Here is a 22,690-nt window from a genome sequence, read left to right as displayed (position 1 = left end):
GGAGAAAACAATGATTATAAACAAAAAATATTTATTAATACTTGCATCTATACTTTTTACAAATTTCATTCATGCTCAAGTTGATCAAGAAATAACAAGAGTAGGAACAACAGCTGCTTCTGTTCTTAAAATTTCTCCCGGTGCAAGATCGCTTGGAATGGGAAGCGCTTATGTTGGCGTAAGCGACGATATTTATTCTGTTTACTTCAATCCTGCTGGAATTACAAAATCCAAAGGAAATAGCCAAGTTGCGTTTAATCACTCCGAATGGCTTGCTGATGTAAATTACGATTTTGCTGCTGGTTCAATAAATGTAGATGGACTTGGAACATTGTTTGCAACTTTTTCATCTTTGCAAGTTCCTAAAGATGAAGTAAGAACATTTGATTATCCCGAAGGCGATGGCAGAACTTGGGATGCAAATTCTTTGGTTATTGGTGTTGGTTATGCAAGAAGTTTAACAGATAGATTTTCTATTGGATTTCAAGTGAAATATATTCAAGAATCAATTTGGAATTCATCAGCAAGCGGAGTTGCTTTAGATGTTGGCACATATTATGTAACACCTTTTAATGATTTGGTAATTGGTGCAAGCTTCAATAATTTTGGAACAAAAATGCAATTATCCGGAAGAGATTTACAGATAAATGTTGATCCAAATGAAACTCCAGAATCTGGTCCAAATAATATTCCGGGAAATTATGCAACTGAAAAAAATGATCTTCCGCTAAATTTTAAAGTTGGTTTGGCAATGAATTTGTTGGACACAAGATTTTTTAGATTAAAAGCTGCAGTTGATGCAGTCCATCCAAATGATAATAAAGAATATTTAAATTCCGGTTTTGAATTTGGATATAATAATATGGTGTTTTTAAGAGGCGGTTATAAATCAATATTTTTACCAAACAGCGAACAAGGTTTAACACTTGGATTTGGAATAAATTACAATATTACTCCGGAACTTGAATTTACTTTCAACTATGCTTATGCAGATTACAATCGTTTGAAAAATATTCAATATTTTGATATTGGTTTAATTTTCTAATAATATTTGTTTTTAATCCTCATTATGAAATTTTAATGAGGATTTTTTTTATCCTCACAATTTTAAAATGAAAATTCTCAAAGAAATAAATGCACTATTATTGGAAAATTTGGAATTCCGGAAAGACCAAAAAAATTACCCAAACCAATTGATCTTCTTATTGCGACAATTCTCTCACAAAATACAAATGATAAAAATTCATTTCGGGCTTTTCAAAATCTAAAAAATAATTTTAAAGATTGGGATGAAGTTAGAAATTCGGAATTATACAAAATTGAAAATGAAATTAAAATTGCTGGATTAGGAATTCAGAAAGCAACTGCAATTAAAAATTTATTGGAAAAGTTATATGTTAATGATCATAACTATAAAATGAATATTTTTAAAAAAATTTGTGAGGAAGAAGCAATAAAATATTTAACAAATTTTAAAGGAATTGGTGTTAAAACTGCAAGCTGCGTATTACTTTTTTCACTTGATAAAAATATTTGTCCCGTTGATACGCATGTGCATAGAACACTTAATAGAATTGGTGTAATTAAAACAACGTCACCGGATAAAACATTTTTTGAGATAAATAAAAATTTAACTAAAGGAATTGCTCACTCACTTCATAAAAATTTGATAAGATTGGGAAGAGAAATTTGTAAACCAAAAAATTACAATTGTGAAATTTGTCCGATTGAAAAAAAATGTATGTTTGATCAAAAAAAATTTAATGAGAAAATTCAATTGAAAGAAAAATCGTTTATGCTTTTAGACAATATTTAACGGACTTAAACCTCTTTTCATCTAATTTGTTTTCTTGTTAATGTTCATTATATTTATCGATAATTAGAATACAACTATCGGGATCATTTCTTAAATCAAATAGAAATTATGGAAAACAAATTCGCAGAAAGAAAATTACTGATTTGCGATTTAGGATTGATTAAATACCAAGATGCATGGGATATTCAAAAAAAATATTTTGAGCTGAGAACTCATGATAGAATAAATGATATTTTTTTTCTTTGTGAACATCCCAATACATATACTTTAGGTAAAGTTGCCGATAAGAAAAATCTCCTTTACGATGAAAAAATTTTGAATGAAAAAAGTATAGATGTTTTTGAAATTGATCGCGGCGGAGATATTACTTATCACGGTCCAGGGCAAATTGTTGGATATTCTATTATAAATCTAGCGAATTGGAAACAAGATACACATTTGTATTTACGTTCTTTAGAAGAAGTTTTAATGCAAGTTTGTTATAATTATGGATTAGTTCCTTCAAGAATTGAAAAGTACACGGGAGTTTGGATTGAAAACAGAAAAATTTGTGCTATTGGAATTAAGGTTAGTCGTTGGATTACAATGCATGGATTTGCTTTTAATGTTAATACTGATTTAAATATTTATAACGGAATTATCCCATGTGGCATTAGTGATAAAGAAGTTACTTCGTTGAGTAAGGAGTTAAATAAAATTATAAATTTAGAAGAAGTAAAAAAAAATATTATGAAAAATTTTCAGCAAGTTTTTTCTTATTCGCAAAGTGAAAATTTATCAATAAGCGGATTAGAAAATTTGATTAAAAATTAATTGTATAAAATGCAAAACGGGGCAAAGTTGAAAAATATAATTGATAAAAAAAATAATAATGTAACCGAAGAAATATCTATCCAAAATAATGGAAAAAAATCTCTAACAAATGAAAATTTAATTGAAGTACTGAAATTGATGATAACATCCAGAGCAATGGATGTTAAAATCATGAATATGCTGAAGCAAGGGAAATCATATTTTCATTTACCATCAGCCGGACATGAGGCAACACAAATTGCATTTGGAATGTTAATGAATAAAGGAGTTGATTGGGCTTATCCATATTATAGAGATATGGCATTTATGCTTGGACTTGGAACTAGAATAGAAGATATACTTTTACATCAACTAGCAAAAGAAGAAGATCCTATGACTGGTGGACGACAAATGTCATGTCATTGGGCATCAAAAGAATTTAATGTACCAACACAATCTAGTCCAACCGGAACTCAATTTTTACAAGCTGTTGGAACTGCAATAGCTCAAAAAAAATCCGGAATAAATTCTGTAACTTATGTGAGCAGCGGAGAAGGAACAACAAGTGAAGGTGAATTTCATGAAGCAGTAAACTGGGCAAGCCGCGAAAAAATTCCAGTAATTTTTGTAATCCAAAATAATAAATGGGCAATCTCAGTCCCAGTTGAAAATCAAACTGCTGGAAAAAATGCCTCTGTTGCTGAAATGATGAGTGGGTACGAGAATTTGCTTAGGTTTTCTATTGATGGGACTGATTATTTCAAAGCTTATGAAACTGCTCTGAAATCCTTTAAATATGCACGACATGGAAACGGACCAGTACTAATTGAAGCAAAAACAATTAGATTATTTTCTCATTCCACTTCTGATGACCAAAGTAAATACAGACCGAAAGATTCTCTTGAACAAGATTTGCAGAATGATCCATTAAATAAATTTTCGAATTATCTTATTTCAAATGGTATAACTACAAAAGAAATTTTTGAGAATCTAAAAAAAGATATTACCAAAAAGGTTAACGATGCAGCTGATTGGGCTTACACAAGACCCGAACCGGATGTGAAAAATGTGAAAAAATATGTTTATGATGAAAGCGGTAAAAAGAATAAATTAAAATATAATGAATTTAAATCTGAAGGAATTCCGATTGTTATGGTTGATGCAATAAACCATGCATTGCGGGAAGAAATGGAGCGGAACAGTAAAATTTATGTTTTCGGAGAAGATGTTGCAGATGGAAAAGGTGGTGTGTTTACAGCTACCAAAGGTTTATCGACTAAATTTGGGAATGAAAGAGTTTTCAATTCACCATTAGCAGAAGCAAGTATTTTAGGGGTTGCAATCGGTATGGCAATTGGCGGAAAAAAACCTTGTGTTGAAATTCAGTTTGGTGATTATATATGGCCTGCTTTTATGCAAATTAGAGATGAACTTGTTATGTTAAGATATAGATCAAATAATGGTTTTGAAGCGCCGGTTGTAATTCGAGTTGCAGTAGGCGGATATATTAATGGCGGATTGTATCATAGCCAAAATATTGAAGCATTCTTTGCACACATGCCGGGATTGCTAATCGCTTATCCATCAAACGCTGCTGATGCAAAAGGATTACTGAAAACTGCACTTCGATTAAATGATCCGGTTTTATTTCTTGAGCATAAAGGTTTATATCGACAAAGTTATGCAACAAAACCCGAGCCTGATGCTGATTATCTAGTTCCATTCGGAAAAGCAAATATTACTAGAGAAGGTGATGATATTTCTGTTATAACTTACGGAGCAATGGTTCATGAAACTGAATTTGCTGCAAAAATTTTAACCGAGGAAGGTTATTCAGTTGAGATCATTGATATTAGAACGATAAATCCACTTGATGTTGAAACAATTTTTAACTCTGTTAAAAAAACGGGAAAAGTTATGGTAATTCATGAAGATACTTTAACTGCCGGATTTGGTGCAGAAATTGCATCGAGGATTGCAGAAGAATGTTTTGAATATTTGGATGGTCCCGTAAAACGTTATGCAGCATTGGATACACCGATTGCATTTCATCCAAAATTGGAAAGAGAAATTCTTCCATCCAGAAATAAAATTTATAATGAATTAAAAAAGCTTTTAGAATATTAATTTATAATATTTAGTCATTCTGAGAAGTCCTTTTTTTGGACGACTAAAGTATATATTAATTATTTTTAGAAATTAAAGATCACAAAATTATGATTAAAATATTTTCAAAGTAATTTGAATTAACAATTACAGATTTTGGAGAAGCAATGAAAGTAAATATTATTATGCCGAAAATGGGTGAAAGTATTAACGAGGGTACAATTATAAAATGGCATAAAAAGGTTGGTGATAAAGTTAAAAAAGATGAAATAATTTACGAAATCAGTACGGATAAAGTTGATACCGAAATTCCTTCTCCTTCAGATGGAACGTTAATTGAAATAAAAGCTTTTGAAAATGAAACTGTTCCGATAAATGAAATTGTAGCAGTTATTGAAACAAATGGTAATAGTGAAATTATTATTGAAAGTAAAAATGAAATTCCCTCAACCGATCAAGTAGGTTCTATAGTAGAATTGCCAATGCCCAAAATGGGTGAAAGCATAAATGAAGGTACAATTATTAAATGGCATAAAAATGTTGGAGATTTAGTTAAGGTTGATGAAATAATTTATGAAATTAGTACTGATAAAGTTGACACGGAAGTTCCTTCTCCTGTTGATGGAATCATTACAGAAATTCTATTTAAAGTAAATGAAGTTGTTGAAGTTGGAAAAATTGTTGCAAGAATATCTACCAAATCCGGAATTACAAAAATTGTAGATAAAGAAAGTAAGGAAGGCAGTGAATTATTTGATGAAGAAATTTTAGTTGACGAAAATAAATCTACTCGGAAAATCAACTCAAATAGTTTTATTTCACCGGTTGTTATGAATATTGCCAATAAAGAAGGTGTTACGCAGAGTGAATTAAATTCGATTACTGGAACTGGTACAAACGGACGCATTACAAAAAAAGATATTCTCGATTATGTAAAAACCAAAGGTACAGTAACAACAGTTTCTGCTCCAAAAATATTTTCACAAAAAAATATTTCTATTAGAGAAAATGATGAAATTATACCAATGGATAACATTAGAAAAAAAATTATGGAACATATGATAAATAGCCGTGATACTTCCGTCCACGTTTCTGAAATGATGGAAGTGGATATGACTAAAATTCATAATTTCATTGAAAAGTATAGAGAAAGATTTTTAAAAGATGAGAATGTAAAACTTACTTATTTATCATTCATAGCTGATGCGGCAATTAAAGCATTAAAAGAATTTCCGTTAGTAAATTCTTCAATTGATGAAGAAAAAATTATTTTGAAAAAAAATATAAATTTAGGAATTGCAGTTGCGTTAGAACCAAACGGTCTTGTTGTTCCCAATATTAAAAATGCAGATGAAAAAAATGTTAGAGGTTTGGCTAAATCAATTTCAGAAATTAGTTTGAAAGCTAGAAATAAAGGCCTTACTCCAGATGATGTGATCGGCGGAACCTTTACAATTACGAATTACGGAGTTTTTGGTGCATTGTTTGGCACACCAATTTTAAATCAGCCAGAAGTTGCAATTCTTGGAGTTGGGGCGGTTGTCAAAAAACCGGTTGTAATCGAAGTTGAAGGAATTGATACAATTGCGATAAAACCTATGATGTATTTGACCTTAAGTCATGATCACCGATTAATTGATGGAATGTTGGGCGGAATGTTTTTGAAATTTATAAAAGAAACTTTGGAAAATTTTGAAGTGAGTAATGTTTAATTTTTTACATTAACTTCACCGCATCTTGGACACTTAACAGAATTTCCTTTAAAAGTTGGGGGAACTTTAATTGTAACTCCGCATTTGCAATTGTAAAAATTATATCCATTTACATTCATTACAATATCACCAAGTTTTCTTTGTTCTTCTTTCTTCCCAAGATTTGTAACATCTTTTATTTGCGATAATATTGGAATATCTACTTTTGTTTTAAGTCCGGAAGCTGGAATTATTTTTTCGGAATTATTTTTAATTTTATTGTAAACAGTTTGATAGTCGGCAAAATCAGCACCGTGCATCATTCCGCGTAATATTTTTATTCGTTCAGAAATCGGCGGATGTGTGGAAGACAAATCTTCAATCTGCATTCCGGCTTTCTTAAGTGGATTTACAATATACATTCCCGCAGTTGCTTTGTTTGCAGAATTTAAATTAAATCTGTTTTGAGATAATTTTTCCAATGCATTTGCCAATCCTTCCGGATAACGTGTTAACCTTACGGCGCTTGCATCTGCTAAATATTCACGCTTTCTTGAAATCGCAAAATATAATAGCTGAGCTAAGAATGGAGCGGTAATCGCAAATATTATAGAAAATACTAAAAGAATAATTTGTTCATTTCCACCATTTGAAGATTTATTCTTATATCTGTTTAGCGAACCGCCGCCGTAAAAATAACCTCTTGTAAAAACCTCAGAAATTATAACAATCATTCCCAGCATAATTCCCGCAAATGTCATAAACAAAACATCTCTATTAATTATGTGCGAAATTTCGTGTGCAACTACACCTTGTAATTCATTTCTATTAAGTTGACTTAATAATCCCGCAGTAACTGCAACAACGCTGTCTTCCGGTTTTCTTCCCGTTGCAAATGCATTTGGAGCTTGTTCATTTACAATAAAAATTTTAGGAATTTTTGGAAGATTTGCAGCGATTGACATTTCTTCCACAATATTAAATAGTTGCGGATGAACTTCCTTTGTAACTTCTTTTGCATTGCTAATTGAAAGAATAATTGAGCTTCCTGCAAAATAACTTATTGCTGAAACTATTAACCATATTACAAATGCAATTAAAATTCCAAATGAACCGTTTCCATAACCAAGAAAAGTTTCTCCAACAAAATATCCAAGCAGTAGAAGGATAATTCCCATTGCAAAAAAAAGTATAATTGACTTTCGTCTATTTGCTTGAATTAATTCCCACATAAAATAAGTCAAAAGTTAATAGTCATAAGTTAAAAGTCAATAAAATATAAAATCACAAAAATCAAATTAAAATATCAAAAAGAAATTTTAAGATATTATTAGTTACAAAATGTGGTAAAACAAAATTTTTTATTAAGAATTTGTACTTTATTACTTTTGTAGCTTGTTTTTTATTATTTATGATTTATTTTCCTAAAATTGTACTTTCGGTACTTCGCGTTCTGCTGCAACTTCAATTTCAAAAAATTCTTCTTTTAAAAATTTGAACATTCCAGCAACAATATTAGATGGAAACATTTCAATTTTATTGTTATAAAATAAAACTTGATCGTTATAATTTTGTCGGGAAAAAGAAATTTTATTTTCCGTTGCTGTCAATTCTTCTTGAAGTGCAAGAAAATTCTGATTTGCTTTTAAATCGGGATAATTTTCAACGACTAAATTAAATTTCTGTAAAGCTCCACTTAATTCAGATTCAGCTTTGGATTTATCGGCAACTGAAGTTGCGTCAACTGCGGCACTTCTTGCTCTGGTAATATTTTCTAAAGTAGTTTTTTCATGATTCATATATCCTTTAACAGTTTCAATTAAATTTGGAATTAAATCATGTCTTCTTTTTAACTGCACATCTATTTGCGACCAAGCATTTTTCACTTGATTTCGTAAGCGGACTAAAGCGTTATAAATTGAAACTGCATACATTGCAATTACAGCAATTGCTATCACAAAAATTAAAAATGCACTCATTTATCCTCCATTTTTTTATTCTAACTTCTAAATTCTTGTTTCAATCTTTTTTTTGAACATATCTTCTAAAACATTAATAATTTTGTTGTTTTTATTTGTCGAACCTTCTTTGATTACTTCGAGAATTTCTCCCTTATCAAACCATAAACCATGACCACGTTTACATTCATCAAGTACAATATCTTTATCATCACTCACTCGAGTCTTTCCCATTTTTTTGTTGCAGATTGGGCATCTTCGTTTATTTTCTTTTTCTTCTTTCGCTGGTTTAAATGAATTTAACAGTTCTTGTTTATCCTTTGAATCTTCAAGAAATAATTCAAGTTCTCCGGAATCCAACCAAATGCCTTCACAGTTTGGGCAATAATCAGTTTCAATTCCTTCAAACTCTAAAACAATCATAGGATTTTTACAGCTTGGGCAAAACATAATTTTCTCAATTCAACTGTTAGTAAATATAATAAATTATCTAAAGAAAGTGCTAAAGTTAACATAGTATTAAAGTTAATAAAATTTAAAAAGCGATAAAGTAATTTTTGTAAATGTTAATATTATAGTAATGTTTTGATTATTTTTACATTTAAAATTAGAAAAAGAAAGTTTATAAAATGAAATTAAACAAGCATCAAAGAGAATACAAAGTTAACGTTGAACATGAAAAAGTTGAATTGGGAAGAAGACCGGATTGGTTAAAAGTAAGATTGCCTTCCGGTGATAATTATCGTGAAGTTCTTTCAATGATGCGAAAATCAAAACTCAACACTGTTTGCGAAGAAGCTAAATGTCCGAATTTAGCAGAATGTTGGAACAGCCGAACCGCAACTTATATGATTTTGGGAGATACATGCACAAGAACTTGCGGATTTTGTGATGTGAAATCTGGAAGACCAACTTTTTTAGATTGGGATGAACCAAACAGAGTTGTGCAATCTGTTATAGATTTAGGATTAAAACATGTTGTAATTACTTCTGTAAATCGTGATGAATTAAAAGACGGCGGCGCAGCAATATTTTCTAAAACAGTTGAATTAATTAGAGAGAAAGCTTCTCAATGTACGGTTGAAATTTTAATTCCGGATTTTCAAGGCGATGCAGAAGCGTTTGAAATTATTATGAAAAATCCACCGGATATTTTAAATCATAATTTAGAAACTGTGCAGAGATTATATCACGCCGTAAGACCTCAAGCAAATTACCAGCGAAGTTTAAATTTGATAAAATGGTTTAAATCAAAAGGGTTAAAAACCAAAAGTGGAATTATGGTTGGAATCGGTGAAAAAACCGAAGAAGTTTTAGAAATAATGAAGGATTTGAAGAATCATAATTGTGATATAATGACAATTGGACAATATTTACAACCGACAAAAAATCATTTATCGGTTGATAGATATGTTACATTAGAAGAATTTGCAATGTACAAAGAAGAAGGTAAAAAATTAGGATTTCAAGCTGTTGAATCCGGTCCGCTAGTTAGAAGTTCGTATCACGCAGAAAAACATGTTAAATAGTTTTTGTTTATTCTTGCAAATCCAAAATTTTAAATAGTTAAAAATCTTTTTTCGAAAATAGTTCTTGCCTCTATCAAAAATACTTTTAATGTTACCAAATAAAAGTTTCAAAAAAATAAATTTATAAAAAGAAAAATTCAAAAAATATTGGAGCAAAAATGTATTTTGATTGGATCACTTGGAGTATTTGGCTTACGGGATTTAGTATATTGGTAATTTGGATTATGGTTCCCGTTAAAGAATTTAAAATATTAATTCAAAAAAAACGAAGTGAAATAAAAAGTAAAATTGTGGAGTAATTCTTGAATACAATTGATTACATAATTGTTTTTACATTTCTTGGAGCAATGTTCTATATAGGCTCAATTTTTTATAAATGGGTTGGAGATTCTGATGATTTCTATTTAGCCGGTAGACAGTTAACTCCATTTATACTTGCAGCAGTTTTAGCGGCAACAAATGTAAATCTTTATAGTTTTGTTGGTCAAGCCGGTATTGCGTACAAAGAAGGCATTTCAATAATATGGCAAACTTGGACCGGAAACATGGCAATGGTAATTTCCGGACTTTTTATAATTCCAATTTTCAGACGCTTACGAATTAGAACAATTCCCGAATTTTTAGAAATGAGATACAGTAAAGGTGTTAGAACTTTTGTAGCATTTATATGGATTTTTAGATTATCATTTTGGCTTGGTGTAGTATTATATACTGCTGTTATTGCCGCTCAAACCATTACCGGATATGAATCATTTACCGGTTGGATTTTAATATTCTCAGTTGTGGTAATACTTTATACTATGTTAGGCGGAATGTGGTCGGTTGCTTTAACCGACGTAATTCAATTCATACTAATGCTTGCGGGAGCATTAATTCTTTTACCAATTGTTATGAGCTTGGTAGGATGGTGGCCCGGTTTAGTTGAAAAACTTCCCCAAGGATCATTAACATTTGTTCAGCAAGAAGGAACATATAATTGGAAATTTATTTTAGCAATATTTCTTCTTGGAATTCAATGGGCAAGTGTTGATCAAGGATTATTGCAGAGAGCATTTGGTGCTGAAAGTACAAGATCAGTTGCTAAAGGTTTAGTGCTTGCCGGAATTGTTACAACACCTTTTGCATTGTTATGGAATTTACCGGGATTAGCAGCAAGAGTTTTATATCCAGCTCTTCAAAACCCAGATTCAGCGGTTCCGATATTGATTGCAAATCATATTCCAAATATTGTTTTAGGAGTTATTGTTGTTGGATTATTATCTTCACAACTTTCCACAATTTCCGGAAATCTAAATGGAGTTGCAACAATTTTTACAAGTGATATTTATGCAAATATTTTGAAGCGGAATGCAACCGAAAAAGATTTTTTATTTGTAGCAAGAGTTGTTACCATAATTACCGGAATTGCAATGATGCTTTTTACATATTGGGTTCCGATGTTGGGCGGAGCAGTAAATGCTTATTTAACAATTATTGCAATTATGGATATGCCGCTTTTTATAATTGCAGTTTTCTACGGATTACTATGGAAAAAAATTCATTGGAAAGGTGCAATTTTGGGATATAGCTTCGGTGCAATTTCTGGAGCTGTTGGACAATTTATTTTAAATTACGATTTTAATTTAACAACTTTTATCAGCGCCGGCGTTACAATTATTGCAACTCCTTTATTTAGTTTTATTTTTAAAACTAACGTTGAAAATCCAAATTTGTCGGCAATTTGGAAAGCTAGATCAACAAGTGATGAAGAAATCAAAGCAAATGATGTCTATCATATATTTCCCAAAACATTTAAAGGTAAAATTAGTTTAGGAATTTTATTCGCTGGATTATTAATATTTTTAATTGGCGTAATTTCGGGAAGCAGCGCGTACGAGTATGCTTCACATATTGCAATTGCCGGAATGGTGATTTATTTTATCGGCGGATTAGCAAGAACATATACGAATTAATATAGAGGTTAAAATTGGATTTAGATAATAACATACTTAAAATATCTACTCCGGGAAGAGTATGTTTATTCGGTGAACATCAAGATTATTTACATTTGCCAATTATTGCAAGTGCAATTTCGAGAAGAATTGTAGTTCAAGGAAAACATCGATATGATAAATTGATAAATATTCAAATGCCGGATATTAATTCGGAAGAAAATTTTTTACTGAATGGCGAACTTAGATATGAAGTTGAAAGAGATTATTTTAAAAGTGCAATAAATGTTTTACAGAGAAAAGGATTTACATTTTCTAAAGGATTTGACTGCACAATAAATAGCAATATTCCAATAAATGCCGGAACATCAAGCTCATCCGCATTAATGGTTAGCTGGATAAATTTCTTAACAAGAATGAGTGATCAAGAAAAAAATCTTTCTACCGAAGAAATTGCACTTCTAGCCTACGAAGCTGAAGTACTAGAATTTAGTGAGCCCGGAGGAATGATGGATCATTATTCTACAGCAGTTGGAGGAATAATTCATCTAAATTCATATTTAAAAATTGATTTAAAAAAAGTAAATGCAAAATTAGGAAAATTTGTTTTAGGTAATTCTAACGAACCAAAGGATACAAAATTTATTTTAGCAAATGTAAAAAATAAAGTTCTTGCTTTAACAAAATTACTTGAAGAAAACAATTCAGAATTTTCACTTCAAACTATAAATATGAATGATATAGAAAAATATAAAACAAAGTTAAGTGATAATCAGTTTGAATTACTTTATGGTACAATTAGAAATCGTGATTTAACTTTTGAAGCTGAAAAGGTTTTACAATCAGATGAAATTGATCATAAATATTTAGGAAAATTGATGACTGATCACCATAATATTTTAAGGGATGTTTTAAAAATCTCAACTACTAAAATTGAAGAAATGATTAATGCAGCATTGGAAGCTGGTGCTTACGGTGCTAAAATAAATGGTTCCGGAGGTGGTGGTTGTATGTTTGCTTATGCTCCGGAAAATACTGAACAAGTTTTGGAAGCCGTAAAAAAAATCAGCTCAGATACTTTTATTGTTGAAGTAGATAAAGGAACAGTTGAAGAAATTTATGAGGAAGTTTCTTGAAAAGTAAAACAGTAATAATTCTCGCCGGCGGAATTAGTTCGAGAATGAAAAATCCCACCGATGAAAATTTATCGGTTGAAAATAAATTATTGGAAGATGCAGATAAAAAATCCAAAGCTATGATTGGTGTTGGAAATGGGTATCGTCCTTTCCTTGATTATTTATTATTCAATATAAAAAAATCCGGTTATGAAAATGTGATAATTGTAATAGGAGAAAAAGATAATTCCATAAAGCAGTATTACGGTTCAAACGAAATTAATGATTTTCTCGGATTAAAAATTACATATGCAACACAATTTATTCCATCTAACAGAATTAAACCTTTAGGAACTGCGGATGCTTTATTTTCTGCTTTAAAAGTTTCTCCATGGCTAAATAATGATGAGTTTACAGTTTGTAATAGTGATAATCTGTATTCTGTAAAAGCTTTAAATTTAATGATAAATACAGAATTCAAGAATGCAATGATAAATTATGATAGAGATGGTTTTGAATTTGAAAAAGAACGGGTTGAAAAATTTGCAGTAACAAAAATTGATGAGAATGAATTTCTTCTTGATATAATTGAAAAACCCTCTGCACAAATAATTGAACAAATAAAAACGCAAGATGGATTTGTTGGTGTGAGTATGAATATTTTCAAATTAGATTTTAATATGATATATTCATTTTTGGAAAATGTTCAATTTCATCCCGATAGAAATGAGAAGGAATTACCAACTGCAATTAAGAATATGATTGATAAATTTCCTCAAAGTTTAAAAACTTTTAAAATGAAAGAACACATGCCGGATTTGACAAGCAAAAAAGACATAATTCCGGTTAAAAAATATTTAATGAAAGAATTTGAAAAAATAAATTTTAACTTCAATTCAAATGGTAAATTTTAATATAATTAGACAACATATGAATATCCAAAATACACTAATGCCAAATGAAAGATTATTATCTTTAGATTTTTTTAGAGGACTAACTATGAGTTTTCTTGTTTTAGAAGGAACTGAATTTTATGGATACGTTAGGGAAGCAACAAGTGAAGGAAGTTTTTTCAATAGTCTAATTTTGCAATTTCATCATCATCCGTGGAATGGATTAAGATTTTGGGATTTGATTCAACCGTATTTTATGTTCATTGTGGGTGTTGCAATGGTATTTTCAATCAATAAAAGATTAAGCAAAGGTGTTGCTAAAAGTGAAATTACAAAACATATTTTAATTAGAAGTGTTACACTATTTTTCTTTGGGGTTATTTTGCATTGCGGTTATTCGCAAAAATTAGTTTGGGAATTGTGGAATGTTTTAACACAACTGGGCTTTACAATTCTAATATCATACGCAATTTTTAATTTAAGAATTCGTTATCAATTCATAATTACAATACTAATTTTATTTCTCACAGAAATTTTATATCGATATTCAAACATTGAAGGATTTAATCAACCATTTGAAATTGGAAGAAACTTTGGTTCTTGGATGGATTTAATTTTAATGAATAAAATCAATGATGGCGGCTGGGTTGTAATAAATTTTCTTCCAACTTCTGCTCACACAATTTGGGGAGTAATTGCCGGAAAAATTTTATTCAGTAAAAAAGAAAATTTAGATAAATTTAAAATAATTGCAATTGCCGGAATTATTGGAATTGTTGCCGGTTATAGTTTAGACTTTCTAGGAATTACTCCAATTATTAAAAGAATTTGTACAAGTTCATTTGTAATTGTTTCAGGTGGATGGAGTTTATTAACGTTAGCAATATTTTATTATTTAGTTGATTTGAAAAGCTTCAATAAGGGAATGACAATTTTTGTTGTTGTTGGAATGAATCCCATTTTTATTTATATGTTTAGTCAAACTCTCGGTGGGCAGTGGTTTAACGAATTTGTAAATATTTTTGTGAGTGGTTTCGCTCAATATTTATCGGTACATCAAGAGATTTCAAATATTATAAATTCGTTAGTAGTTTTTTCAATTGAGTTATATTTATGTTATTGGTTATTCAAGAAAAAAATATTTTTCAAAATTTGATTTTGTAATTCTTAATAGATTGAAGGAAATTTTATGAACAATTTTAAAAGAAGAGATTTTATTAAAACCGCTGCAATGGCCGGTTTTGGAATGGCAGTTTCACCATCATTGATTAAATCTGAAGAAAAAAATAAATTTAAAAGAGCAAAACCATCCGGCAAAACGAATATAGCGTTTATTGGAGTTGGTGGAAGAGGGCGCTCTCATGTAGAATTAGTAGCACAAAGAACAGATACAGAAATTACTGCAATTTGTGATATTGATCCAGATACAATTACTAAAACTCAAAAATTACTAAGAGATAATAATCGCAAGGAAGTTACAGTTTATACCGGTGACGAATTTTCATTTATGAAATTATTAGAAAGAGATGATATAGATGGAGTTATAATTTCCACACCTTGGGTTTGGCATGCGAGAATGTCGGTTGCTTCAATGAAAGCCGGAAAATTTACGGGCGTTGAAGTTTCTGCTGCAAATACTTTAGAAGAATGCTGGGATTTGGTAAACACTTACGAAGAAACCGGAATTCCATTAATGATTTTAGAAAATGTATGCTACGCAAGAGAATCAATGGCAGTTTTAAAAATGATTAGAGAAGGAATATTTGGTGAATTAGTTCATGCAACTTGCGGATATCGACATGATCTACGCGAAGTTCTTTTTAATGGCGGCAATCAAACTTACGGCGGCGGTGTTGAATTTGGTGAAAAAGCTTTAGGAGAAGCAAGATGGCGAACTCAATACTATATAAATCAAAATGCTGATGTTTATCCCACGCACGGTCTTGGTCCAGTAGCTACTTGGTTTGATATAAATCGTGGAAATAGATTTGTAACTTTAACATCTACAGCCACAAAAGCAGTTGGATTAAAAGATTATATTGTTAATAATCCAAAAGGTGGAGAAGATCATCCGAATGCAAAATTGAAATGGAAACTGGGAGATATTATAACTTCAGTAATTAAAACTGCAAATGATGAAACAATTATTTTAAATCATGATACAAGCCTTCCGCGCCCATATTCTTGGGGATTTACATTACATGGATCAAAAGGAGTTTGGTGCGGAGATTTTGAAGGAAGACGAATTTATCTTGAAGGAAAATCGCCTCAGCATGAATGGGAAGTAAATGAAAATTTTGATAAATACATGAAACAAAATGATCATCCGCTTTGGGCTGAAGAAGAAAAAAATGCGGCAAATGCTGGCCATGGTGGTATCGATTATTTCACAATTAAACAATTTGTTGATTCAGTAAAAGAAGAAAAAAATCCGCCAATTGATGTATATGATGCAGCAGCATGGAGCGTTATAACTCCTTTATCCGAAGCATCAATTCAAAATAATAGTTCACCGCAATATTTTCCAGATTTTACAAGAGGAAGATGGATGACCAATAAACCAATTTTTGGAATTTGATAATTCATACATTTGAGTAAAATATTAAAGTTGGAAGTTAAAAGATGACAACTTTTTGAAAGATGGCATTTTTGATAATATTAAAAAAGATTTATATGCTGCTTAATGATTTTTGATGAAACAATCAATTTATATGGGATTTTTAAATCTTTTAATCTGTTAACTAACTGATATATTTTTTTAGAGATTTTTCTTCCGATAAAAAACATCGGAATCGAAACTATCGAAGTCTGTCATGTCGAATTGTTTTTTGATGAGAAATCTCGTTTTTGCCTTTTCATTTTTACTTATTTCTATATCTAAAATTCTCACGTTATTTTACACCTCATATTGACAAATTTTTCTTTCGTTTTTTTTCACATTTCACTTTTAACGTTTTTTATTTCTACGTTTATTCATCTTAACATTTCAACGTTTATTAGTTTGTTATACGTTTTAACATTTTCTCTTTCTCATTTCAATTCAATCATTCTCAAATCTGATAAGAAATATGGATTTTATTAAATAATCAGACCTAAAGTCTATATCTAAATTGAGCCTATTCAACTTAAACAAATTTTTTGTTTTACTTCTTTTTATGAATTTTTATAAATATTTTGGCATAAATATTATACTCTAAATAACATTGAAAGAAATTATTGGAGTTTTTATGGCAAAAGTAAAAGGCGATATTATTATTGATATCGAAAAATGCAAAGGCTGCGAACTTTGCGTTGAAGCATGCCCGCAAGATTCACTTCAAAGAGCCCGCCAAGTAAACAACAAAGGTTATTTGTACATCGTAAAAGTTATTGATAATTGTACCGGTTGCACAAATTGTGCTTTGGTTTGTCCGGAAGGTGCAATTACGGTTTACAGAAAAACAGAAAGTGGCAATAAACAAATCGCTGAAGTAAAAAATATTTCTTCTGACATTTCAATTGAGGTGAACGAATGAAAGATTTACAATTAATGAAAGGTAATGAAGCATTAGCCGAAGCTGCAATTCGTGCCGGCTGCGATGCTTATTTTGGTTATCCAATTACTCCTCAATCAGAAGTTTTGGAATATTTAAGTCGCGAAGCTGAAAACAGAACTGGTATGGTTGTACTTCAAGCAGAAAGTGAAATTGCTTCAATCAATATGGTCTACGGTGCTGCCGGAACCGGAAAGAAAGTTATGACTTCATCTTCAAGCCCGGGAATGAGTTTAATGCAAGAAGGAATTTCTTATATTGCTTGTGCAGAACTTCCTTGCTTATTGGTTAATGTTAATCGTGGTGGACCTGGATTAGGAACTATCCAACCTGGGCAAAGTGATTATTTTCAAAGCGTAAAAGGCGGTGGACACGGAGATTATAGATTAATTGTTTTGGCTCCCGCAACAGTTCAAGAAATGGCAGATTTTGTAAAATTAGGATTTGAGTTAGCATTTCAATATCGAAATCCGGTATTGATTTTAACGGATGGCGCTCTTGGTCAAATGATGGAAAAAGTTGATTTATTTCCTCAGCAAGAAAGAAAATTTGAAATATTAGATTGGGCATTAACCGGAAAAGTGAAAGAAAGAAATCATAATATTATAACTTCGTTAAATCTTAAAGCAGAAGAAATGGAAATTATTAATATCCATCTTCAAAAAAAATATAAGGAAATTGAGAAGAATGAAATTAGATATGAAGCTATTGATTGTGATGATGCCGATTATCTAATTGTTGCTTATGGATTAGTTGCCCGAATTTGTACAAAAGCAGCACATCTTGCCAGAGAAAAAGGAATTAAAGTCGGTGTACTTCGACCAATATCATTATTCCCTTATCCTTATGAAATTATCAACAAACTTTCTGATCAAGTAAAAAGTATTTTAGATGTTGAAATGAGTGCCGGACAAATGGTTGAAGATGTTAGGCTTGCGGTAAACGGAAAAATTCCGGTGAAATTTTATGGAAGAATGGGCGGAGTTGTTCCGGGTCCAGAAGAAATTTTAAAGGCAATTGAAGAAAAATTAGTTGGAGGTGCCGCATGAATGAAAAAGCATTAATTGATGATGAACATTTTGAACATACATTAAGATGTGAACACGCTGAAATTATTTCACCGGAAAATATTGTGTATGAAAAACCTGGAACTTTGTTAGATGTTGATATGCATTATTGTCCAGGCTGCGGTCATGGAGTTGTTCATAGAATTTTAGCAGAAGTAATTGATGAAATGGGAATCCAATCGGATGTTATTGGAGTTGCTCCGGTTGGATGTTCAGTTCTAGCATATAATTATTTAAATATTGATTTTTCAGAAGCAGCTCATGGAAGAGCTTCTGCTGCGGCAACTGGAATTAAAAGAGTTCTTCCGGAAAAATATGTTTTTTCATATCAAGGTGATGGCGATTTAGCTGCAATTGGAACCGGTGAAACAATTCACACTTGTAATCGTGGTGAAAATATTTTAATTCTTTTTATCAATAATGGCATCTACGGAATGACTGGTGGACAAATGGCACCTACAACTTTACCGGGAATGAAATCAACAACATCTCCATTTGGACGAGATGTAGCAACAATGGGAAATCCATTAAAAATAACTGAGTTAGTTGCACTTTTGCCAGGAACTTATTACGTAACTCGTCAATCAGTTCACAAACCAAATAATGTTCGCAAAACAAAAAAAGCTATTCAAAAAGCATTTGAATTACAAAAAGATAATAAGGGAACTTGTTTTATTGAAATTGTATCTAATTGTCCTTCAAATTGGAAGATGACTCCAATAGAATCAAATCACTGGCTTGAAGAAAATATGCTTCCATATTATCCGCTTGGCGATATTAAGTTACCAAATGGGAGGAATTAATTATGACAGAAGAAATTATTATTGCCGGATTTGGTGGACAAGGTGTTTTATCAATGGGAATGATTTTATGTTATTCCGGAATGATTGAAAATAAAGAAGTAAGCTGGATGCCATCTTATGGTCCCGAAATGCGCGGGGGAACTGCAAATTGTATTGCAATAATTAGTGATACAAAAATCAGCTCGCCAATAATTTCAAAATTTGATACTGTGATTGCATTAAACCAACCTTCCGTTGATAAATTTGAAAAAGCTGTTAAAACAAACGGATTACTTTTATACGAAGCAAATAATGTCATACATCCGCCTACTAGAAGTGATATTGAAATTATCGGAATTGATGCAACTAAAGAAGCAGCGAAAATGAAAAATATTAAAATTATGAATATGATTATGCTTGGCGGATTTTTGAAAAAACGACCAATAATAGAAATAGCAAATATTTTAGAAGGATTAAAAAAAGTTCTTCCGGAAAGATATCATAACTTAATTCCGCTCAATGAGCAAGCACTCAGACGAGGAATGGAAATGGTAGAAGAAAGTTCGGTAACAATTTAAATATTTTTCTATCATTTAAATTTAACCCGTACTCTATGTACGGGTTTTCTTTTTTTGAATTTGAATTTAATTTCGTTTGATTGTATCTTAAAGTCCGTTTTAATCAAATTAATAAATCATGTACAAAATTTTATTCTTTCTTCTTTTTTTCCAATATGTTGTTCACTCCCAAACAGATCAGCAAATCTTAAGTAAAGTTGCCGATGATGATAATTCCAAATTTACAAATGTTGGGAATATTGGCTTAACAGTAACTAACTTTGGAACTTACGGTCATGGTTTTAGTCTTTGGCCGGAACAGCCCTCTTGTGAATATCCAATAGGAAGCGGAATTGAACATATTTTTGACGGTGGTCTTTGGATTGGAGGATTATTAAGTGATGAAAATGGCAATAATAAATTAGGTCCTTTTGTTACAACCGGAGCTGTTGATGCTTCTTCAGTTTCTGCGCGCGGTGGTGGATTTGAATTTACAAACAATCAAGGAAGTATTGTAAGAGAAAGATCATCTTTGTTTGATTCAAAATTCTTCGATCCAAAAGCAATTTCTCACCAAGATTTTGTTATGGATTTTGTTGATACAAACACGAACTTAAGCAATGGAGAATTAATTGTAGATCACCGTCCACTCGGAGTTAGCATTCACCAAGAAACTTATGCATGGAATTTTCCATTCGCAGATTTTTTTGTTATTCTAAATTATTGGGTAAAAAATACATCAAATAAATATTTGGATAGCTTACATGTTGGACTTTGGACTGACACAGTAGTAAGAAATACAAATATCACGTCGCCAAGAACCGGAAGCGCATTTTATAATAAAGGCGGTAATGGATATAGTGATTCGTTAAAAATTGCTTACGAATTTGATGCAACCGGTGATGTTGGATTTACAGATAGTTATATTGGAATACAATTTCTTGGAGCTGATAAAGAAATTGAAAGAATAAATTTTGTAAACTGGCAATTTAGAAATACAACTGATCCAAACTTTTTTGCTCCACAAAATGATGTTCAAAGATTTCAAAAAATGCTTGGGTATTATGGTGGTTCAAATAGATTCGGCGAAAATGAAGCAATAAAACCGAATGCTATAAAATCTGCGAGTAATCGTTCAATGTTAATAACATCGGGAATTAAAAATTCACTTGCTCCAAATGATTCTGTGAATGTAACTTTTGCAATTGTCGCGGCAAAAAAAACTGGCAATGATTTACCTTCATTTGATACTGATGAGCAGAAATCGGATTTTTATTTAAATGCGAGTTGGGCTTTACGTGCATATAACGGTGAAGATAAAAATGCAAATAATATTTTAGATGAAGATGAAGATTTGGACGGTAACGGAAAAATTACAAGATATATTTTACCGGCACCTCCAACTCCACCGAAAATAAAAGTAATTTCGCAGAATCAATCTGTAACAATTTATTGGGATAAAAGATCAGAGCAATCAATTGATCCGATTTCTGCAAAAAAAGATTTTGAAGGATACAGAATTTATAGAACAAATCCCGGTTATGATTTAACCGAATCTCAAGATATAAATTCATCTTTGATTATGGTTGCTGAATTTGATAGTTCTATTAATGAATTAGGTTTCAACTCCGGATTTGATTTTATTGAATTAGAATCTCCAATTACATTTGAAGGTGATAATACGGAGTATTGGTATAAATTTGAAATCGAAAATCAATTAAATGGCTGGCAATATATTTATTCAGTTACTGCATTTGATCAAGGTGATAAAGAAAATAATTTGGAAAGTTTGGAAAGCGGACCTTTGGCAAATATGCAGAAAGTTATTCCGGGAACGCCATCAACAGAAGATGAAAATTTGGAAATCGGAGTTTATCCAAATCCATATTACGGAGAAGCTTACTGGGATGGAAATTCAGAGAGATTAAGAAAAATTTACTTTTTCAATTTACCTCAAGAATGTGAAATAATTGTTTATACTCTTTCCGGTGATATTGTAAAAAAAATATATCATAATCAGCAAAGTAACGGATCTGATTTAAGATGGTTTGAAACATTTTCTAAAGATGGGAAACAGCAAATGTCTGGTGGTGAACATGCTTGGGATTTAATTACCGAAAACGATCAAGCAATTGCAACTGGTTTATATTTATTTACTGTAAAAAATGAAAAAAATGGAAATATAAAACGCGGAAAATTTTTAGTAATAAAATAGAGGGATGAAATGAAAATTAGAAACATACTTTTTTTTCTAATATTAACATATCAAATTTTTGCTCAAACATATCCGGAAGTTTCAATTAAAGACGTGAATTTTGCACCAAATGATTCACTTCTATATTATGGAAGTTTAAATACTGAACCAATTCCAGCTCTTGCTGGCGATACAGTAATTGTTACCGGAGTGGTAATGAATTCACCATATTTTAATGCAAATCCAGAAAATGGTGAAATGTTAGCTGCCGGCGCACCAGCTATTTTTCTTCAAGATCTAAATAATCCGGAATGGGGTGGAGTTCTTTGTAGAGATCGTTCTTTAACAAATGAAGTATTTGCAATTCTTGATTCTGGTATGATAATTAAGGCAACAGTAGAGGTAGTTGAGTACTTCACTACATCAGAAGTAGATGTAATTAGTTTTGATGCATCAAATGTGATTGGTCAAATTGCAAGACCAAAACCAGTTGTTCTAACTTTGGATTCATTGTTTGAAAAAGGAACAACAAATCCCAACTATCTTGCAGAAAAATGGGAAGGAGTTTATGTTGAATTTCAAAACGTAACAACTTCCGATCCCGGTGCAGTTGGTTCTGGTACATTCAAAATTTTTGATGAAAATAATACAAGTATGGTTATCTATAACAAGGGAAATTATTTAAGAAGTGGTTTTATTCCACCTACTCCGGGTACAAATGTAACA

At 31.1% G+C, this 22,690-nt stretch carries 19 protein-coding genes; 16 read left to right on the top strand and 3 right to left on the bottom strand.

Translation table 11 applies throughout. The features are described 5' to 3' along the window. Positions 1–10 precede the first annotated feature (10 nt). From IPM32_17885 to IPM32_17865, 5 genes are all read left to right on the top strand, one after another. A complete protein-coding gene (locus IPM32_17885; protein ID MBK8947121.1) occupies positions 11–1,045 on the top strand; it encodes a PorV/PorQ family protein in 1,035 nt (344 codons plus the stop codon). Positions 1,046–1,141: 96 nt separating this feature from the next. Then, positions 1,142–1,816 (top strand): endonuclease III, encoded by a 675-nt coding sequence (locus tag IPM32_17880; protein ID MBK8947120.1) that lies wholly within the window; start codon positions 1,142–1,144, stop codon positions 1,814–1,816. 108 nt (positions 1,817–1,924) lie between these two features. Continuing rightward, on the top strand, positions 1,925–2,629 hold the full coding sequence (gene lipB / locus IPM32_17875; protein MBK8947119.1) for a lipoyl(octanoyl) transferase LipB: 705 nt from the start codon (positions 1,925–1,927) through the stop codon (positions 2,627–2,629). Between the two features lie 9 nt (positions 2,630–2,638). After that, the gene (locus tag IPM32_17870) at positions 2,639–4,735 is read left to right on the top strand and encodes a tungsten formylmethanofuran dehydrogenase (protein MBK8947118.1); all 2,097 of its coding nucleotides are present in this window, start codon (positions 2,639–2,641) and stop codon (positions 4,733–4,735) included. Between the two features lie 146 nt (positions 4,736–4,881). Continuing rightward, the gene (locus IPM32_17865; protein MBK8947117.1) at positions 4,882–6,426 is read left to right on the top strand and encodes a 2-oxo acid dehydrogenase subunit E2; all 1,545 of its coding nucleotides are present in this window, start codon (positions 4,882–4,884) and stop codon (positions 6,424–6,426) included. Here IPM32_17865 and IPM32_17860 read toward each other — a convergent pair. The 3 genes from IPM32_17860 to IPM32_17850 all read right to left on the bottom strand — a co-directional run bounded on the left by IPM32_17860 (position 6,423) and on the right by IPM32_17850 (position 8,813). After that, positions 6,423–7,637 (bottom strand): M48 family metalloprotease, encoded by a 1,215-nt coding sequence (locus IPM32_17860; protein ID MBK8947116.1) that lies wholly within the window; start codon positions 7,635–7,637, stop codon positions 6,423–6,425. The genes IPM32_17865 and IPM32_17860 overlap by 4 nt on opposite strands. A gap of 192 nt (positions 7,638–7,829) precedes the next feature. Continuing rightward, positions 7,830–8,384 carry a LemA family protein gene (locus tag IPM32_17855; protein ID MBK8947115.1) on the bottom strand — a complete coding sequence of 185 codons (555 nt, stop codon included), beginning with the start codon at positions 8,382–8,384 and terminating at the stop codon, positions 7,830–7,832. Positions 8,385–8,411: 27 nt separating this feature from the next. Further along, positions 8,412–8,813: a zf-TFIIB domain-containing protein gene (locus IPM32_17850; protein ID MBK8947114.1), complete on the bottom strand. Its 402-nt coding sequence runs from the start codon at positions 8,811–8,813 to the stop codon at positions 8,412–8,414. A 179-nt stretch (positions 8,814–8,992) separates the two neighbouring features. Here IPM32_17850 and lipA point away from each other — a divergent pair, with 179 nt between their 5' ends. From lipA to IPM32_17795, 11 genes are all read left to right on the top strand, one after another. Then, complete coding sequence (gene lipA, locus IPM32_17845) at positions 8,993–9,892, top strand: lipoyl synthase (GenBank protein MBK8947113.1); 900 nt, start codon at positions 8,993–8,995, stop codon at positions 9,890–9,892. Between the two features lie 302 nt (positions 9,893–10,194). Further along, positions 10,195–11,844, top strand: a complete 1,650-nt coding sequence (locus IPM32_17840; protein MBK8947112.1) for a sodium:solute symporter family protein — start codon at positions 10,195–10,197, stop codon at positions 11,842–11,844. A gap of 32 nt (positions 11,845–11,876) precedes the next feature. Continuing rightward, positions 11,877–12,959: a GHMP kinase gene (locus IPM32_17835; protein ID MBK8947111.1), complete on the top strand. Its 1,083-nt coding sequence runs from the start codon at positions 11,877–11,879 to the stop codon at positions 12,957–12,959. A 44-nt stretch (positions 12,960–13,003) separates the two neighbouring features. Further along, positions 13,004–13,852: a nucleotidyltransferase gene (locus IPM32_17830; GenBank protein ID MBK8947110.1), complete on the top strand. Its 849-nt coding sequence runs from the start codon at positions 13,004–13,006 to the stop codon at positions 13,850–13,852. 16 nt (positions 13,853–13,868) lie between these two features. After that, positions 13,869–14,987, top strand: coding sequence for a DUF5009 domain-containing protein (locus tag IPM32_17825; GenBank protein MBK8947109.1), 1,119 nt, complete (start codon positions 13,869–13,871; stop codon positions 14,985–14,987). 33 nt (positions 14,988–15,020) lie between these two features. Next, a complete protein-coding gene (locus tag IPM32_17820; protein ID MBK8947108.1) occupies positions 15,021–16,409 on the top strand; it encodes a Gfo/Idh/MocA family oxidoreductase in 1,389 nt (462 codons plus the stop codon). Between the two features lie 649 nt (positions 16,410–17,058). Continuing rightward, on the top strand, positions 17,059–17,346 hold the full coding sequence (locus tag IPM32_17815) for a ferredoxin family protein (protein ID MBK8947107.1): 288 nt from the start codon (positions 17,059–17,061) through the stop codon (positions 17,344–17,346). Further along, on the top strand, positions 17,343–18,413 hold the full coding sequence (locus IPM32_17810) for a 3-methyl-2-oxobutanoate dehydrogenase subunit VorB (protein MBK8947106.1): 1,071 nt from the start codon (positions 17,343–17,345) through the stop codon (positions 18,411–18,413). The genes IPM32_17815 and IPM32_17810 overlap by 4 nt, the downstream gene beginning before the upstream one ends. Next, positions 18,410–19,234 (top strand): 2-oxoglutarate oxidoreductase, encoded by an 825-nt coding sequence (locus IPM32_17805; protein MBK8947105.1) that lies wholly within the window; start codon positions 18,410–18,412, stop codon positions 19,232–19,234. Before IPM32_17810 ends, IPM32_17805 begins: the two co-directional genes overlap by 4 nt. Positions 19,235–19,236: 2 nt before the next feature. Further along, a complete protein-coding gene (locus tag IPM32_17800) occupies positions 19,237–19,791 on the top strand; it encodes a 2-oxoacid:acceptor oxidoreductase family protein (GenBank protein ID MBK8947104.1) in 555 nt (184 codons plus the stop codon). Between the two features lie 118 nt (positions 19,792–19,909). After that, a complete protein-coding gene (locus IPM32_17795; protein ID MBK8947103.1) occupies positions 19,910–21,985 on the top strand; it encodes a hypothetical protein in 2,076 nt (691 codons plus the stop codon). Positions 21,986–22,690: the final 705 nt, after the last annotated feature.

The sequence above is a fragment of the Ignavibacteriota bacterium genome (assembly GCA_016716225.1).
Lineage (GTDB): Bacteria > Bacteroidota > Ignavibacteria > Ignavibacteriales > Melioribacteraceae.
The sequence above is the reverse complement of the archived record's forward strand: the minus strand, read 5'-3'. Positions and strand labels throughout refer to the sequence as shown.

Bases quoted from the DNA above. Each gene is read 5' to 3' on its own strand.
- IPM32_17820 (MBK8947108.1), top strand. From the start codon at position 15,021: ATGAACAATTTTAAAAGAAGAGATTTTATTAAAACCGCTGCAATGGCC.
- lipB (MBK8947119.1), top strand. From the start codon at position 1,925: ATGGAAAACAAATTCGCAGAAAGAAAATTACTGATTTGCGATTTAGGA.
- IPM32_17850 (MBK8947114.1), bottom strand. From the start codon at position 8,813: ATGTTTTGCCCAAGCTGTAAAAATCCTATGATTGTTTTAGAGTTTGAA.
- IPM32_17870 (MBK8947118.1), top strand. From the start codon at position 2,639: ATGCAAAACGGGGCAAAGTTGAAAAATATAATTGATAAAAAAAATAAT.
- IPM32_17865 (MBK8947117.1), top strand. From the start codon at position 4,882: ATGAAAGTAAATATTATTATGCCGAAAATGGGTGAAAGTATTAACGAG.
- IPM32_17800 (MBK8947104.1), top strand. From the start codon at position 19,237: ATGACAGAAGAAATTATTATTGCCGGATTTGGTGGACAAGGTGTTTTA.
- IPM32_17855 (MBK8947115.1), bottom strand. From the start codon at position 8,384: ATGAGTGCATTTTTAATTTTTGTGATAGCAATTGCTGTAATTGCAATG.
- IPM32_17830 (MBK8947110.1), top strand. From the start codon at position 13,004: ATGAAAAATCCCACCGATGAAAATTTATCGGTTGAAAATAAATTATTG.
- lipA (MBK8947113.1), top strand. From the start codon at position 8,993: ATGAAATTAAACAAGCATCAAAGAGAATACAAAGTTAACGTTGAACAT.
- IPM32_17825 (MBK8947109.1), top strand. From the start codon at position 13,869: ATGAATATCCAAAATACACTAATGCCAAATGAAAGATTATTATCTTTA.
- IPM32_17795 (MBK8947103.1), top strand. From the start codon at position 19,910: ATGTACAAAATTTTATTCTTTCTTCTTTTTTTCCAATATGTTGTTCAC.
- IPM32_17810 (MBK8947106.1), top strand. From the start codon at position 17,343: ATGAAAGATTTACAATTAATGAAAGGTAATGAAGCATTAGCCGAAGCT.
- IPM32_17805 (MBK8947105.1), top strand. From the start codon at position 18,410: ATGAATGAAAAAGCATTAATTGATGATGAACATTTTGAACATACATTA.
- IPM32_17815 (MBK8947107.1), top strand. From the start codon at position 17,059: ATGGCAAAAGTAAAAGGCGATATTATTATTGATATCGAAAAATGCAAA.
- IPM32_17860 (MBK8947116.1), bottom strand. From the start codon at position 7,637: ATGTGGGAATTAATTCAAGCAAATAGACGAAAGTCAATTATACTTTTT.
- IPM32_17885 (MBK8947121.1), top strand. From the start codon at position 11: ATGATTATAAACAAAAAATATTTATTAATACTTGCATCTATACTTTTT.